At 54.3% G+C, this 13384-nt stretch carries 27 protein-coding genes; all 27 read right to left on the reverse strand.

The genetic code is table 11. The features are described from left to right. Positions 1-34: 34 nt before the first annotated feature. The 27 genes from rpoA to rpsJ all read right to left on the reverse strand — a co-directional run bounded on the left by rpoA (position 35) and on the right by rpsJ (position 13309). Entirely contained in the window at positions 35-1036 is a 1002-nt protein-coding gene (gene rpoA / locus QK293_RS17580) for a DNA-directed RNA polymerase subunit alpha (protein ID WP_003186012.1), read from the reverse strand. A gap of 22 nt (positions 1037-1058) precedes the next feature. Continuing rightward, positions 1059-1679 carry a 30S ribosomal protein S4 gene (gene rpsD / locus QK293_RS17585; RefSeq protein WP_003210056.1) on the reverse strand — a complete coding sequence of 207 codons (621 nt, stop codon included), beginning with the start codon at positions 1677-1679 and terminating at the stop codon, positions 1059-1061. An 18-nt stretch (positions 1680-1697) separates the two neighbouring features. Further along, complete coding sequence (rpsK, locus tag QK293_RS17590) at positions 1698-2087, reverse strand: 30S ribosomal protein S11 (protein WP_002555466.1); 390 nt, start codon at positions 2085-2087, stop codon at positions 1698-1700. Between the two features lie 30 nt (positions 2088-2117). Then, entirely contained in the window at positions 2118-2474 is a 357-nt protein-coding gene (rpsM, locus tag QK293_RS17595) for a 30S ribosomal protein S13 (protein WP_003186020.1), read from the reverse strand. Between the two features lie 130 nt (positions 2475-2604). Continuing rightward, positions 2605-2721 (reverse strand): 50S ribosomal protein L36, encoded by a 117-nt coding sequence (gene rpmJ / locus QK293_RS17600; protein ID WP_002555468.1) that lies wholly within the window; start codon positions 2719-2721, stop codon positions 2605-2607. Positions 2722-2748: 27 nt separating this feature from the next. Next, positions 2749-4077 (reverse strand): preprotein translocase subunit SecY, encoded by a 1329-nt coding sequence (gene secY, locus QK293_RS17605; RefSeq protein ID WP_008073883.1) that lies wholly within the window; start codon positions 4075-4077, stop codon positions 2749-2751. Then, positions 4078-4515 carry a 50S ribosomal protein L15 gene (gene rplO, locus QK293_RS17610; RefSeq protein ID WP_007896782.1) on the reverse strand — a complete coding sequence of 146 codons (438 nt, stop codon included), beginning with the start codon at positions 4513-4515 and terminating at the stop codon, positions 4078-4080. It abuts the gene before it with no gap. A 3-nt stretch (positions 4516-4518) separates the two neighbouring features. Further along, positions 4519-4695, reverse strand: coding sequence for a 50S ribosomal protein L30 (gene rpmD / locus QK293_RS17615; protein ID WP_003186033.1), 177 nt, complete (start codon positions 4693-4695; stop codon positions 4519-4521). A 2-nt stretch (positions 4696-4697) separates the two neighbouring features. Then, positions 4698-5198 carry a 30S ribosomal protein S5 gene (rpsE, locus tag QK293_RS17620; RefSeq protein ID WP_003186035.1) on the reverse strand — a complete coding sequence of 167 codons (501 nt, stop codon included), beginning with the start codon at positions 5196-5198 and terminating at the stop codon, positions 4698-4700. A gap of 3 nt (positions 5199-5201) precedes the next feature. Further along, positions 5202-5552: a 50S ribosomal protein L18 gene (rplR, locus tag QK293_RS17625; protein ID WP_003186037.1), complete on the reverse strand. Its 351-nt coding sequence runs from the start codon at positions 5550-5552 to the stop codon at positions 5202-5204. A 10-nt stretch (positions 5553-5562) separates the two neighbouring features. After that, positions 5563-6096 carry a 50S ribosomal protein L6 gene (gene rplF / locus QK293_RS17630; protein ID WP_003176412.1) on the reverse strand — a complete coding sequence of 178 codons (534 nt, stop codon included), beginning with the start codon at positions 6094-6096 and terminating at the stop codon, positions 5563-5565. Between the two features lie 12 nt (positions 6097-6108). Further along, positions 6109-6501: a 30S ribosomal protein S8 gene (gene rpsH, locus QK293_RS17635; RefSeq protein ID WP_003186040.1), complete on the reverse strand. Its 393-nt coding sequence runs from the start codon at positions 6499-6501 to the stop codon at positions 6109-6111. Positions 6502-6710: 209 nt separating this feature from the next. After that, entirely contained in the window at positions 6711-7016 is a 306-nt protein-coding gene (rpsN, locus tag QK293_RS17640) for a 30S ribosomal protein S14 (RefSeq protein WP_003176414.1), read from the reverse strand. 13 nt (positions 7017-7029) lie between these two features. Beyond that, the gene (gene rplE, locus QK293_RS17645; RefSeq protein ID WP_003176415.1) at positions 7030-7569 is read right to left on the reverse strand and encodes a 50S ribosomal protein L5; all 540 of its coding nucleotides are present in this window, start codon (positions 7567-7569) and stop codon (positions 7030-7032) included. A 20-nt stretch (positions 7570-7589) separates the two neighbouring features. Then, a complete protein-coding gene (rplX, locus tag QK293_RS17650) occupies positions 7590-7904 on the reverse strand; it encodes a 50S ribosomal protein L24 (RefSeq protein WP_033059465.1) in 315 nt (104 codons plus the stop codon). 11 nt (positions 7905-7915) lie between these two features. Beyond that, a complete protein-coding gene (gene rplN / locus QK293_RS17655; RefSeq protein ID WP_002555479.1) occupies positions 7916-8284 on the reverse strand; it encodes a 50S ribosomal protein L14 in 369 nt (122 codons plus the stop codon). Positions 8285-8307: 23 nt separating this feature from the next. Continuing rightward, a complete protein-coding gene (gene rpsQ, locus QK293_RS17660) occupies positions 8308-8574 on the reverse strand; it encodes a 30S ribosomal protein S17 (RefSeq protein WP_003176419.1) in 267 nt (88 codons plus the stop codon). A 2-nt stretch (positions 8575-8576) separates the two neighbouring features. After that, positions 8577-8768: a 50S ribosomal protein L29 gene (gene rpmC, locus QK293_RS17665; RefSeq protein ID WP_002555481.1), complete on the reverse strand. Its 192-nt coding sequence runs from the start codon at positions 8766-8768 to the stop codon at positions 8577-8579. Beyond that, positions 8768-9181, reverse strand: coding sequence for a 50S ribosomal protein L16 (rplP, locus tag QK293_RS17670; protein ID WP_282379294.1), 414 nt, complete (start codon positions 9179-9181; stop codon positions 8768-8770). Before rplP ends, rpmC begins: the two co-directional genes overlap by 1 nt. A 12-nt stretch (positions 9182-9193) precedes the next feature. After that, entirely contained in the window at positions 9194-9880 is a 687-nt protein-coding gene (gene rpsC, locus QK293_RS17675; RefSeq protein WP_003176422.1) for a 30S ribosomal protein S3, read from the reverse strand. A gap of 13 nt (positions 9881-9893) precedes the next feature. Next, on the reverse strand, positions 9894-10226 hold the full coding sequence (gene rplV, locus QK293_RS17680) for a 50S ribosomal protein L22 (RefSeq protein ID WP_003103908.1): 333 nt from the start codon (positions 10224-10226) through the stop codon (positions 9894-9896). A 13-nt stretch (positions 10227-10239) separates the two neighbouring features. Continuing rightward, entirely contained in the window at positions 10240-10515 is a 276-nt protein-coding gene (gene rpsS, locus QK293_RS17685) for a 30S ribosomal protein S19 (protein WP_002555486.1), read from the reverse strand. Positions 10516-10531: 16 nt separating this feature from the next. Further along, positions 10532-11356 carry a 50S ribosomal protein L2 gene (rplB, locus tag QK293_RS17690; protein WP_003176423.1) on the reverse strand — a complete coding sequence of 275 codons (825 nt, stop codon included), beginning with the start codon at positions 11354-11356 and terminating at the stop codon, positions 10532-10534. A gap of 14 nt (positions 11357-11370) precedes the next feature. After that, on the reverse strand, positions 11371-11670 hold the full coding sequence (rplW, locus tag QK293_RS17695; protein ID WP_002555488.1) for a 50S ribosomal protein L23: 300 nt from the start codon (positions 11668-11670) through the stop codon (positions 11371-11373). Beyond that, entirely contained in the window at positions 11667-12269 is a 603-nt protein-coding gene (rplD, locus tag QK293_RS17700; protein WP_007896707.1) for a 50S ribosomal protein L4, read from the reverse strand. The genes rplW and rplD overlap by 4 nt, the downstream gene beginning before the upstream one ends. 12 nt (positions 12270-12281) lie before the next feature. Then, positions 12282-12917, reverse strand: a complete 636-nt coding sequence (gene rplC / locus QK293_RS17705) for a 50S ribosomal protein L3 (RefSeq protein WP_003186059.1) — start codon at positions 12915-12917, stop codon at positions 12282-12284. Positions 12918-12997: 80 nt separating this feature from the next. Further along, the gene (gene rpsJ / locus QK293_RS17710; protein ID WP_003186070.1) at positions 12998-13309 is read right to left on the reverse strand and encodes a 30S ribosomal protein S10; all 312 of its coding nucleotides are present in this window, start codon (positions 13307-13309) and stop codon (positions 12998-13000) included. Positions 13310-13384: the final 75 nt, after the last annotated feature.

Genomic DNA, 13384 nt, shown 5'->3' on the forward strand with positions numbered 1-13384 from the left:
CCTTACCAAACACAACGTTCGGTGATTACGACGATCAGGCAGTCGCCTTGTCGTCCTTCTTAAGACTTGCAGGCGGCCAGTTGTCGAGGCGCATGCCGAGGGACAGACCGCGGGAGGCCAGAACGTCCTTGATTTCAGTCAAGGATTTCTTGCCAAGGTTCGGAGTCTTCAACAGCTCTACTTCGGTACGCTGAATCAGGTCACCGATGTAGTAGATGTTTTCCGCCTTAAGGCAGTTAGCCGAACGTACAGTCAGTTCCAGATCGTCAACCGGGCGAAGCAGGATCGGATCGATCTCGTCTTCCTGCTCGACAACCACTGGCTCACTGTCACCTTTGAGGTCGACGAACGCAGCCAACTGCTGTTGCAGAATGGTTGCAGCGCGGCGAATTGCCTCTTCAGGATCCAGGGTACCGTTGGTTTCCAGATCAATAACCAGCTTGTCCAGGTTAGTACGCTGTTCGACACGGGCGTTTTCCACCACGTATGCGATACGGCGAACCGGGCTGAACGAAGAGTCAAGCTGCAAGCGACCGATGCTGCGGCTTTCGTCTTCATCGCTCTGACGCGAGTCTGCCGGTTCATAACCACGACCACGAGCTACGGTGAGCTTCATGTTCAGGGCGCCGTTAGACGCCAGGTTAGCGATTACGTGATCGGGGTTAACGATCTCGACATCATGATCCAGCTGAATATCGGCAGCGGTAACCACCCCCGAACCCTTCTTCGACAAGGTCAGCGTAACTTCGTCACGGCCGTGCAGCTTGATAGCCAGACCTTTAAGGTTCAACAGGATTTCAATTACGTCTTCCTGTACACCTTCGATGGCGCTGTACTCATGGAGCACACCGTCAATCTCGGCCTCGACTACTGCGCAGCCGGGCATTGAGGACAACAGGATGCGGCGCAGCGCGTTGCCCAGGGTGTGGCCAAAACCACGCTCGAGAGGCTCGAGAGTGATCTTGGCGCGGGTTGGACTGACAACCTGCACATCAATATGGCGGGGTGTCAGGAACTCATTTACCGAAATCTGCATGGATGCACCTATTTTCTAGCCCTTACTTGGAGTAGAGCTCGACAATCAGGCTTTCGTTGATGTCGGCGGACAGATCACTGCGAGCAGGAACGTTCTTGAAAACGCCCGACTTCTTCTCAGTGTCTACTTCTACCCATTCTACGCGGCCACGTTGGGCACACAGATCGAGAGCTTGGACAATGCGAAGTTGGTTCTTTGCTTTCTCGCGAATCGCGACCACGTCACCAGCACGAACCTGGTACGACGGCACGTTTACGGTCTGACCGTTAACGCTTACGGATTTGTGCGATACCAGCTGACGGGATTCGGCACGAGTAGAGCCAAAACCCATACGGTATACGACGTTGTCAAGACGGCATTCGAGCAGTTGCAACAGGTTTTCGCCGGTTGCGCCTTTCTTGCCAGCAGCTTCTTTGTAGTAGCCGCTGAATTGACGCTCGAGAACGCCGTAGATACGACGGACCTTCTGCTTTTCACGCAGTTGGGTGCCGTAATCGGACTGGCGACCGCGGCGTTGGCCGTGGATACCAGGTGCTGCTTCAATGTTGCACTTCGATTCGATCGCGCGCACGCCGCTCTTCAGAAAGAGATCGGTGCCTTCGCGACGAGCGAGTTTGCATTTTGGACCAATGTAACGAGCCATTCTTTACAATCTCCTGGATTACACGCGGCGCTTCTTCGGCGGACGGCACCCGTTGTGCGGGATTGGCGTCACGTCGGTGATGCTGGCGATCTTGTAGCCACAGCCGTTCAAAGCGCGGACTGCAGATTCACGACCTGGGCCTGGACCTTTGACGTTGACGTCGAGGTTTTTCAGACCGTATTCCAGCGCAGCTTGACCAGCACGTTCAGCAGCTACTTGAGCAGCAAACGGGGTGGACTTGCGGGAACCGCGGAAACCCGAACCACCGGAGGTAGCCCAGGAAAGAGCGTTGCCTTGACGGTCGGTGATGGTCACGATTGTGTTGTTAAAAGAAGCGTGGATGTGGGCAATGCCATCAACCACTGTCTTTTTAACTTTTTTACGAGGACGAGCAGCAGGTTTAGCCATGATTAATTTCCTGTCGATTCGCTGGGGCGATTACTTGCGGATCGGCTTACGCGGACCTTTACGGGTACGCGCGTTAGTCTTGGTACGCTGACCGCGCACTGGAAGACCACGACGATGACGCAGACCGCGATAGCAACCGAGGTCCATCAAACGCTTGATTTTCATGTTGATTTCGCGACGCAGGTCACCTTCAGTGGTGAACTTCGCCACTTCGCCACGCAGCTGTTCAATCTGCTCGTCGCTCAGATCTTTGATCTTTGCGGCTGGGTTTACCCCAGTCACTGCACAAATCTTCTGCGCAGTAGTGCGACCAACACCATAGATGTAGGTCAGCGAGATAACAGTATGCTTGTTATCTGGAATGTTAACGCCTGCAATACGGGCCATTCAGTGGGACTCCAATTGACAGCTACCTACGCCCCGGAAGCCAAGAAATAGGGCGCGAGATAATATCGCTGTAATAACAAATAATCAACCCGGCAGCGCACTAGCTGCCGGGCTTGAAGCTAAATCACACTCAGCCTTGGCGCTGTTTGTGACGCGGTTCCGCGCTGCAAATTACTCGAACAACACCTTCGCGGCGAATAATCTTGCAGTTACGGCACAGCTTTTTCACCGATGCACGAACTTTCATCACCAACTCCTCGAACCTTATGGGTACTCAGCGCAACATGCCGCTGCCGTAACCCTTCAGGTTGGCTTTCTTCATCAGGGATTCGTACTGGTGCGAAACGAGGTGCGATTGTACTTGGGACATGAAGTCCATCACAACCACGACGACGATCAGCAACGAGGTCCCGCCAAGGTAGAACGGAACGTTTGCTGCAACCACCAGGAACTGGGGCAACAGGCACACGGCCGTCATATATAGAGCACCGAACAAGGTCAAACGAGTCAGCACGCCATCAATATAGCGCGCAGACTGCTCACCTGGACGGATACCCGGAATAAAGGCACCGGACTTCTTCAGGTTTTCCGCTACGTCTTTCGGATTGAACATCAACGCCGTATAGAAGAAGCAGAAGAAAATAATCCCTGCACTAAACAGCAGAATATTCAACGGCTGACCAGGAGCGATCGACTGCGAGATGTCCTGCAGCCAGCCCATACCTTCAGACTGACCAAACCAGGTCCCCAACGAAGCCGGGAACAGCAAAATGCTGCTCGCGAAAATAGCTGGAATAACACCAGCCATGTTCACTTTCAACGGCAAGTGGCTGGTCTGCGCAGCGAAGACCTTGCGGCCCTGCTGGCGCTTGGCGTAATGAACAGCAATACGACGCTGACCACGCTCAATGAACACCACGAAACCGATAATCGCTACTGCCAACAAACCGATGGCAACCAAGGCGAAAATATTGATATCACCCTGACGCGCAGACTCGAAAGACTGCCCAATCGCCCTCGGAAGACCGGCGACGATACCTGCGAAAATCAACATCGAGATACCGTTGCCAACACCACGCTCAGTAATCTGCTCACCCAGCCACATCATGAACATCGCACCAGCCACAAAAGTGGATACCGCGACGAAATGGAAGCCAAAGTCACCAGTGAACGAAACGCCCTGCCCTGCCAGACCAATGGACATGCCAATTGCCTGAACGAGAGCGAGAACGACAGTGCCGTAGCGGGTGTACTGGGCAATCTTGCGACGCCCAGCTTCACCTTCCTTCTTCAACTGCTCCAGCTGCGGGCTCACGGCGGTCATCAGCTGCATGATGATCGATGCCGAAATGTACGGCATGATCCCCAGTGCAAAGATGCTCATCCGCTCCAGCGCGCCGCCGGAAAACATGTTGAACAAGCTAAGAATGGTCCCCTCATTCTGTCGAAACAGGTCCGCGAGTCGGTCCGGGTTGATACCTGGAACCGGGATGTGTGCGCCTATTCGGTAGACGATAATCGCCAGGAACAGAAAACGCAGACGAGCCCAGAGTTCAGACATACCGCCTTTGCCGAGCGCAGAGAGAGCACCTTGCTTAGCCATTTATTCCTCGAACTTGCCGCCAGCTGCTTCGATAGCCGCACGCGCACCTTTGGTGGCGCCGATTCCCTTTCCGATGGTAACAGCGCGAGTCACTTCGCCGGACAGCATGATTTTCACACGCTGTACGTTGACGTTGATCACGTTGGCATCTTTCAGGGACTGCACGGTGACGATGTCGCCTTCCACTTTAGCCAGCTCGGACAGACGCACTTCTGCGCGGTCCATGGCCTTCAAGGAAACGAAACCGAATTTCGGCAGACGACGATGCAGCGGCTGTTGACCGCCTTCAAAGCCTGGAGCTATGGTGCCACCGGAGCGGGAGGACTGGCCTTTGTGGCCACGGCCACCGGTCTTGCCCAAACCACTACCGATACCACGGCCCGGACGATGCTTTTCGCGACGGGAACCCGGCGCTGGACTCAGATCATTGAGTTTCATCGATTAACCCTCGACACGCAGCATGTAGTAAGCCTTGTTGATCATCCCGCGATTCTCGGGAGTATCAAGTACTTCTACAGTGTGACCGATGCGACGCAGACCCAGACCCTTAACGCACAGTTTGTGGTTAGGGATGCGGCCGGTCATGCTTTTGATCAGCGTAACTTTAACGGTAGCCATGATCAGAAGATCTCCTTGACGCTTTTGCCACGCTTGGCGGCAATGGATTCAGGAGACTGCATAGCTTTCAAACCTTTGAAAGTGGCGTGAACCACGTTTACCGGGTTAGTCGAGCCGTAGCACTTGGCCAGAACGTTCTGAACACCAGCAACTTCGAGGACAGCACGCATAGCGCCGCCAGCGATGATACCAGTACCTTCAGAAGCAGGCTGCATGTACACCTTTGAAGCGCCATGGGCGGACTTCATTGCGTACTGCAGCGTGGTGCCGTTCAGATCAACTTGGATCATGTTGCGGCGAGCAGCTTCCATTGCCTTCTGGATCGCAGCAGGCACTTCACGCGACTTGCCACGGCCGAAGCCAACGCGCCCTTTACCATCACCCACCACGGTCAACGCGGTGAAAGTGAAGATACGGCCGCCTTTAACGGTTTTGGCTACGCGGTTAACTTGAACCAGCTTCTCAATGTAGCCTTCGTCGCGCTTTTGGTCGTTATTTGACATAACTTAGAACTCCAGCCCAGCTTCACGAGCAGCATCAGCCAGCGCCTTGACGCGACCGTGGTACTTGAAGCCAGAGCGGTCGAAAGCCACCTGCGAGACGCCAGCGGCTTTTGCACGCGTAGCGACCAGCTGGCCAACCTTAGTGGCCGCGTCGATGTTGCCAGTGGCGCCATCACGCAGTTCTTTATCCAAAGTCGAGGCACTTGCCAGGACTTTGTTGCCGTCGGCCGAAATGACCTGGGCGTAGATGTGCTGCGACGAGCGGAACACGCAGAGACGCACGACTTCGAGTTCGTGCATTTTCAGGCGTGCTTTGCGAGCGCGACGCAGTCGAGTAACTTTTTTGTCGGTCATTTGCTATGCCCTACTTCTTCTTGGCTTCTTTACGACGGACGACTTCGTCCGCGTAGCGCACACCTTTGCCTTTGTACGGCTCTGGTGGACGGAAGTCGCGGATCTCGGCGGCCACTTGACCTACCAGCTGCTTATCGATGCCCTTGATCAGGATATCGGTCTGGCTAGGAGTCTCAGCGGTGATGCCTTCCGGCAGTTCATAATCCACTGGGTGCGAGAAGCCAAGAGCCAGGTTCAGCACTGTGCCTTTTGCTTGCGCTTTGTAACCAACACCGACCAGCTGGAGCTTGCGCTCGAAGCCTTGGCTTACGCCTTGGACCATGTTGTTTACCAACGCACGAGTGGTACCAGCCATTGCGCGAGTTTGTTGATCGCCATTGCGAGCAGCGAAACGCAGCTCACCAGCTTCTTCAACAATCTCAACGGACGAATGGATGTTCAGTTCGAGAGTGCCCTTGGCACCCTTCACCGAAAGCTGTTGGCCTGCGAATTTTACTTCGACACCGGCTGGCAGCTTAACGGGGTTCTTAGCGACGCGTGACATGCTTATCCCCCCTTAGAACACAGTGCAAAGAACTTCGCCGCCGACACCGGCAGCGCGCGCAGCACGATCCGTCATCACACCTTTGTTGGTGGAGACGATAGACACACCGAGACCGCCACGAACTTTTGGCAGATCATCAACGGACTTGTACTGACGCAGGCCTGGACGGCTAACGCGCTTCACTTCCTCGATGACCGGACGGCCTTCGAAGTACTTCAGCTCGATGGACAGCAGTGGTTTGATTTCGCTGCTGATCTGATAACCCGCAATGTAACCTTCGTCCTTCAGGACTTTGGCAACAGCTACCTTCAACGTAGAAGATGGCATGCTTACGACGGACTTTTCAGCCATCTGGGCATTACGGATTCGAGTTAGCATGTCCGCTAACGGGTCCTGCATACTCATGGGCTAGACGCTCCTAATACAAAAAAATTAGCCTTGCGGCTACTACTTGTCGCCGAGTGCATCCGCGCGAAAAAAGCACGGGCTCAGGCGAGCCGGGTATTCTAGACACACCCCACAAATGAATCAAGCCCCAATAGGGGCTTGATTCAAGTTCAAGGTCACCGGCGGTCAGGATCTTGCGAGTCGGACCACCGAGACTTTGATAGTGCTTACCAGCTGGCTTTAACCAGACCAGGTACGTCACCACGCATTGCAGCTTCACGCAATTTGTTACGACCGAGGCCGAACTTGCGGTAAACGCCGTGTGGACGACCGGTCAGGCGGCAGCGGTTACGCATGCGCGAAGCGCTTGCGTCACGTGGCTGCTTCTGCAGAGCTACTGTAGCTTCCCAACGCGCTTCTGGACTTGCGTTCAGATCAACGATGATAGCTTTCAGTGCTGCACGCTTTTTGGCGTACTTGGCAACCGTGAGCTGACGCTTCAGCTCGCGGTTTTTCATGCTCATCTTGGCCATTTTCCTACTCCAATCAGTTGCGGAACGGGAATTTGAAAGCACGCAGCAGCGCGCGACCTTCATCATCGTTCTTGGCAGTGGTGGTCAGGGTAATGTCCAGACCGCGGAGAGCATCGATCTTGTCGTAGTCGATTTCCGGGAAGATGATCTGCTCTTTAACGCCCATGCTGTAGTTACCACGACCATCGAAGGACTTGGCATTCAGGCCGCGAAAGTCGCGGACCCGAGGCAGGGAGATCGACAGCAGACGATCCAGGAATTCGTACATACGCTCACGGCGCAGAGTCACTTTGACGCCGATCGGCCAACCTTCACGGACTTTAAAGCCAGCGATGGATTTCCGAGCGTAGGTCACAACGACTTTCTGGCCGGTGATCTTTTCCAGGTCAGCAACAGCGTGCTCGATGACTTTTTTGTCGCCGACCGCTTCGCCCAGACCCATGTTCAGGGTGATTTTGGTAACGCGTGGAACTTCCATCACGTTCGAAAGCTTAAGTTCTTCCTTAAGTTTCGGTGCGATTTCCTTCCAGTAAATCTCTTTTAGTCGTGCCATGGTCTTCTACCTAGCAGTGTTCAAGCATCAACCGCTTTTTGGGTCGACTTGAAGACACGAATTTTCTTGCCGTCTTCTACTTTGAAACCAACGCGATCAGCCTTGTTGGTTTCGCCGTTGAAAATGGCAACGTTGGAAGCGTGCAGTGGCGCTTCTTTTTCGACGATACCGCCTTGTACGCCCGACGCAGGGTTTGGCTTGGTATGACGCTTAACCAGGTTCAAACCACCAACGACCAGACGGTCGTCAGCGAGAACCTTAAGCACCTTACCGCGCTTACCTTTGTCTTTGCCGGCGATCACGATGATCTCGTCGTCACGACGAATCTTTTGCATGTCGGATCTCCTTACAGCACTTCTGGGGCGAGCGAGACGATCTTCATGAACTTCTCAGTACGAAGTTCACGGGTCACTGGCCCAAAGATACGGGTGCCGATCGGCTCTTGCTTGTTGTTCAGAAGAACAGCAGCGTTGCCATCAAAGCGGATAATGGAGCCATCAGCACGGCGAACGCCGTGGCGAGTGCGGACTACAACAGCAGTCATCACTTGGCCTTTTTTCACTTTACCGCGAGGAATTGCTTCCTTCACGGTAACTTTGATGATGTCACCGATACCAGCGTAACGACGATGGGAGCCACCCAGCACCTTGATGCACATAACACGGCGAGCGCCGCTGTTATCGGCCACATCGAGCATGGATTGAGTCTGAATCATATAATTTCTCCGACCCCTAGTCCTTAGACTTCCACAGCGCGTTCGAGAACATCAACCAGCGCCCAAGACTTGGTCTTGGCCAAAGGACGAGTTTCACGAATAGTGACTTTGTCGCCGATGTGGCACTGATTGGTTTCGTCGTGCGCGTGCAGCTTAGTCGAACGCTTAACGTATTTACCGTAGATCGGGTGCTTAACGCGACGCTCGATCAGAACGGTGATGGTTTTGTCCATCTTGTCGCTGACAACACGGCCAGTCAGCGTACGGACAGTTTTTTCGGCTTCAGCCATGATTACTTACCTGCCTGCTGGTTAAGCACAGTCTTCACGCGAGCGATGTCACGTTTAACTTGCGAGAGCAGATGAGACTGCCCCAACTGGCCAGTTGCTTTCTGCATACGCAGATTGAACTGGTCGCGCAGCAGGCCGAGCAGTTGCTCGTTCAGCTGCTGTGCGGATTTTTCACGAAGTTCATTCGCTTTCATCACATCACCGTCCGTTTAACAAAGGAGGTGGCGAGCGGCAGCTTTGCAGCAGCCAGGGCGAAAGCCTCACGCGCCAGCTCTTCAGAAACACCCTCGATTTCATACAGGACTTTGCCTGGCTGAATCTGGGCAACCCAGTATTCGACGTTACCCTTACCTTTACCCATCCGAACTTCGAGTGGCTTTTTGGTGACAGGTTTGTCCGGGAATACACGGATCCAGATCTTGCCGCCACGTTTAACGTGACGGGTCAGTGCACGACGCGCTGACTCGATCTGACGAGCGGTGAGACGACCACGAGCTACAGACTTCAGCGCATATTCGCCGAAGCTGACTTTGCTACCGCGCTGAGCCAAGCCACGGTTGTGGCCAGTCATCTGCTTGCGGAACTTCGTACGCTTTGGTTGCAACATTTGGCGTACCCCTTACTTAGCAGCTTTTTTACGAGGCGCTGGTGCTTGTGGTTTCAGTTCTTCTTGGCGACCACCAATTACTTCGCCTTTGAAGATCCAAACCTTTACACCGATCACACCATAAGTGGTGTGAGCTTCGTAGTTGGCATAGTCGATGTCGGCACGCAGGGTGTGCAGTGGCACACGACCTTCGCGATACCATTCAGTACGTGCGATTTCAGCACCGCCGAGACGACCGCTCACTTGGATTTTGATGCCTTTGGCACCAATGCGCATGGCGTTCTGTACAGCGCGCTTCATAGCGCGACGGAACATTACGCGACGCTCCAGCTGCTGAGCTACGCTCTGCGCAACCAGCATACCGTCGAGTTCCGGCTTGCGGATTTCTTCGATATTGATGTGCACAGGCACACCCATTTGCTTGGTCAGGTCCTGACGCAGTTTCTCAACATCTTCACCTTTCTTCCCGATAACGATACCTGGACGAGCGGTGTGGATGGTGATACGTGCAGTCTGAGCCGGACGATGGATATCGATACGGCTTACGGACGCGCTTTTTAGTTTGTCTTGGAGATACTCGCGCACCTTCAGATCAGCGAACAAATAGTCCGCATAAGTCCGACCGTCTGCGTACCAGACGGAGGTGTGCTCCTTGACGATTCCCAGGCGAATGCCAATGGGATGTACTTTCTGACCCATCTCTTCGACTCCGTTACTTGTCAGCAACCTTGACAGTGATATGGCAAGACCGCTTGACGATGCGATCAGCACGGCCTTTGGCACGTGGCATGATTCGCTTCAGCGAACGCCCTTCGTTGACGAAAACGGTGCTGACTTTAAGGTCATCAACGTCTGCGCCTTCGTTATGCTCGGCGTTGGCTACGGCCGACTCCAGCACTTTCTTCATGATCTCGGCGGCTTTCTTACTGCTGAAAGCCAACAGGTTGAGCGCTTCGCCCACCTTCTTCCCGCGGATCTGGTCGGCGACCAAGCGGGCTTTCTGGGCGGAGATTCGAGCGCCCGACAACTTAGCGGCTACTTCCATCGTTCCTTACCCCTTAACGCTTGGCTTTCTTGTCTGCCACGTGCCCACGATATGTGCGGGTACCGGCAAACTCGCCCAGTTTGTGGCCGACCATGTCTTCGTTCACGAGAACTGGGACATGTTGACGACCGTTATGCACTGCAATGGTCAAACCGACCATTTGTGGCAGGATCATGGAACGACGCGACCAGGTTTTAACTGGTTTGCGATCGTTCTTTTCCGCCGCCACTTCGATCTTCTTCAGTAGGTGAAGATCAATAAAAGGACCTTTTTTCAGAGAACGTGGCACTGTCGTATCCCTCTATTTACTTGCGACGACGGACGATCATTTTGTCGGTACGCTTATTACCACGAGTCTTCGCGCCCTTAGTCGGGAAGCCCCATGGCGATACCGGATGACGACCACCAGAGGTACGACCTTCACCACCACCATGTGGGTGGTCAACCGGGTTCATGGCAACACCACGAACGGTTGGGCGAACGCCACGCCAGCGTTTGGCACCAGCTTTACCCAGCGAACGCAGGCTGTGCTCGGAGTTCGAGACTTCACCCAGGGTCGCGCGGCACTCAGCCAGCACTTTACGCATCTCACCAGAACGCAGACGCAGGGTCACGTAGACACCTTCACGAGCGATCAGCTGAGCCGAAGCACCAGCGGAACGAGCGATTTGCGCGCCTTTACCTGGCTTCAATTCGATGCCGTGTACGGTGCTACCAACTGGAATGTTACGCAGTTGCAGAGCGTTGCCCGGCTTGATCGGTGCCAGAGCACCTGCGATCAGCTGGTCGCCAGCACTCACGCCTTTAGGGGCGATGATGTAGCGACGCTCGCCATCTGCGTACAGCAGCAGAGCGATGTGAGCAGTACGGTTTGGATCGTATTCAATACGCTCGACAGTGGCAGAGATGCCATCTTTGTCGTTACGACGGAAATCGACCAGACGATAATGCTGCTTGTGGCCACCACCGATGTGACGAGTGGTAATACGACCATTGTTGTTACGACCACCAGTCTTCGATTTTTTCTCGAGCAGCGGTGCGTGAGGAGCGCCTTTATGCAGCTCCTGGTTGACCACCTTGACCACAAAACGGCGGCCAGGGGAAGTCGGTTTGCATTTAACGATTGCCATGATGCACCCCTTCCTTACTCAGCACTGCTGCTGAAATCGAGATCTTGGCCTGGCTGAAGGGAGATAACTGCCTTCTTCCAGTCATTACGCTTGCCCAGACCGCGAGCAGTGCGCTTGCTCTTACCCAGAACATTCAGGGTAGTAACACGCTCTACTTTCACGCTGAACAGGCTTTCGACGGCCTTCTTGATTTCCAGCTTGGTTGCGTCAGTTGCAACCTTGAAAACGAACTGGCCTTTCTTGTCAGCCAGAACCGTAGCCTTCTCGGAAACGTGCGGGCCAAGCAGAACTTTAAATACGCGTTCCTGGTTCATCCCAGCAGCTCCTCGAATTTCTTCACGGCCGACACGGTGATCAACACCTTGTCGTATGCGATCAGACTAACTGGATCGGAACCTTGCACGTCACGTACATCAACGTGTGGCAGGTTGCGAGCAGCCAGGTACAGGTTCTGATCAACTACTTCAGACACGATCAAGACGTCAGTCAGGCCCATGCCGGTCAGTTTGTTCAGCAGATCTTTGGTCTTCGGTGCATCAACAGCGAAGTCCTGAACCACAACCAGACGATCAGTACGCACCAGCTCAGCAAGGATGGAACGCATTGCTGCGCGATACATCTTCTTGTTCAGCTTCTGGGTGTGATCCTGAGGACGAGCTGCGAAAGTGGTACCGCCGCCACGCCAGATTGGGCTACGGATAGTACCGGCACGAGCACGGCCAGTACCTTTCTGACGCCATGGGCGCTTACCGCCACCACGAACGTCGGAACGGGTCTTTTGCTGCTTGCTACCTTGACGGCCGCCGGCCATGTAGGCCACGACTGCTTGGTGAACCAGCGTCTCGTTGAATTCGCCGCCAAATGTCAGTTCGGAAACTTCGATCGCTTGAGCGTCATTTACATTTAATTGCATGTCAGCTTCCCCTTAACCGCGAGCCTTGGCTGCTGGACGTACAACCAAGTTGCCGCCAGTAGCGCCAGGAACAGCACCCTTGACCAACAACAGATTGCGTTCAGCGTCCACGCGCACTACTTCGAGGGACTGCACGGTCACGCGCTCAGCGCCCATATGACCGGACATTTTTTTGCCCTTGAATACACGACCAGGAGTCTGGCACTGGCCGATAGAGCCTGGAACGCGGTGGGACACGGAGTTACCGTGGGTATTATCTTGCCCGCGGAAGTTCCAACGCTTGATCGTACCCTGGAAGCCTTTACCCTTGGACTGACCGGTTACATCAACCAGTTGACCAGCGGCGAAGATTTCAGCGTTGATCAGATCGCCGGCCTGGTACTCGCCTTCTTCAAGACGGAATTCCATTACGGTACGACCAGCGGCAACGTTCGCTTTAGCGAAGTGGCCAGCTTGAGCAGCTGTAACACGCGAAGCACGACGCTCGCCTACAGTGACTTGCACTGCACGATAGCCATCGGTCTCTTCAGTTTTGAACTGGGTGACGCGATTCGGCTCGATCTCAATGACCGTGACCGGAATGGAGACACCTTCTTCGGTGAAAATACGGGTCATACCGCATTTACGACCGACTACACCAATAGTCATGTTGTAAACCTCATGAGTGTACGGGGCTTTCACCCGCTATGGCCGCCCATTTCAGAGCGTTACACGACTAAGACCGAGTCTTAGCCGAGGCTGATCTGCACTTCCACACCGGCCGCAAGATCAAGCTTCATAAGCGCATCAACGGTTTTATCCGTTGGCTGGACGATGTCCAGAACGCGCTTATGAGTACGGATCTCGTACTGGTCGCGCGCGTCTTTGTTGACGTGCGGGGAGACCAGAACGGTGAACCGCTCTTTACGGGTAGGCAGTGGAATTGGACCACGCACTTGAGCACCAGTACGTTTCGCGGTTTCCACGATTTCCTGGGTGGATTGGTCGATCAGGCGATGGTCAAAAGCCTTCAACCTGATACGGATTTGCTGATTTTGCATTGGATTTCAGACTCCGGCTGCTATTCCCAGCGAGCGCAATACGCCCGTTAAAAGGAGGCGCAATTCTATAGACGG

This window comes from Pseudomonas sp. AL03, assembly GCF_029960815.1.
Taxonomy (GTDB): domain Bacteria; phylum Pseudomonadota; class Gammaproteobacteria; order Pseudomonadales; family Pseudomonadaceae; genus Aquipseudomonas.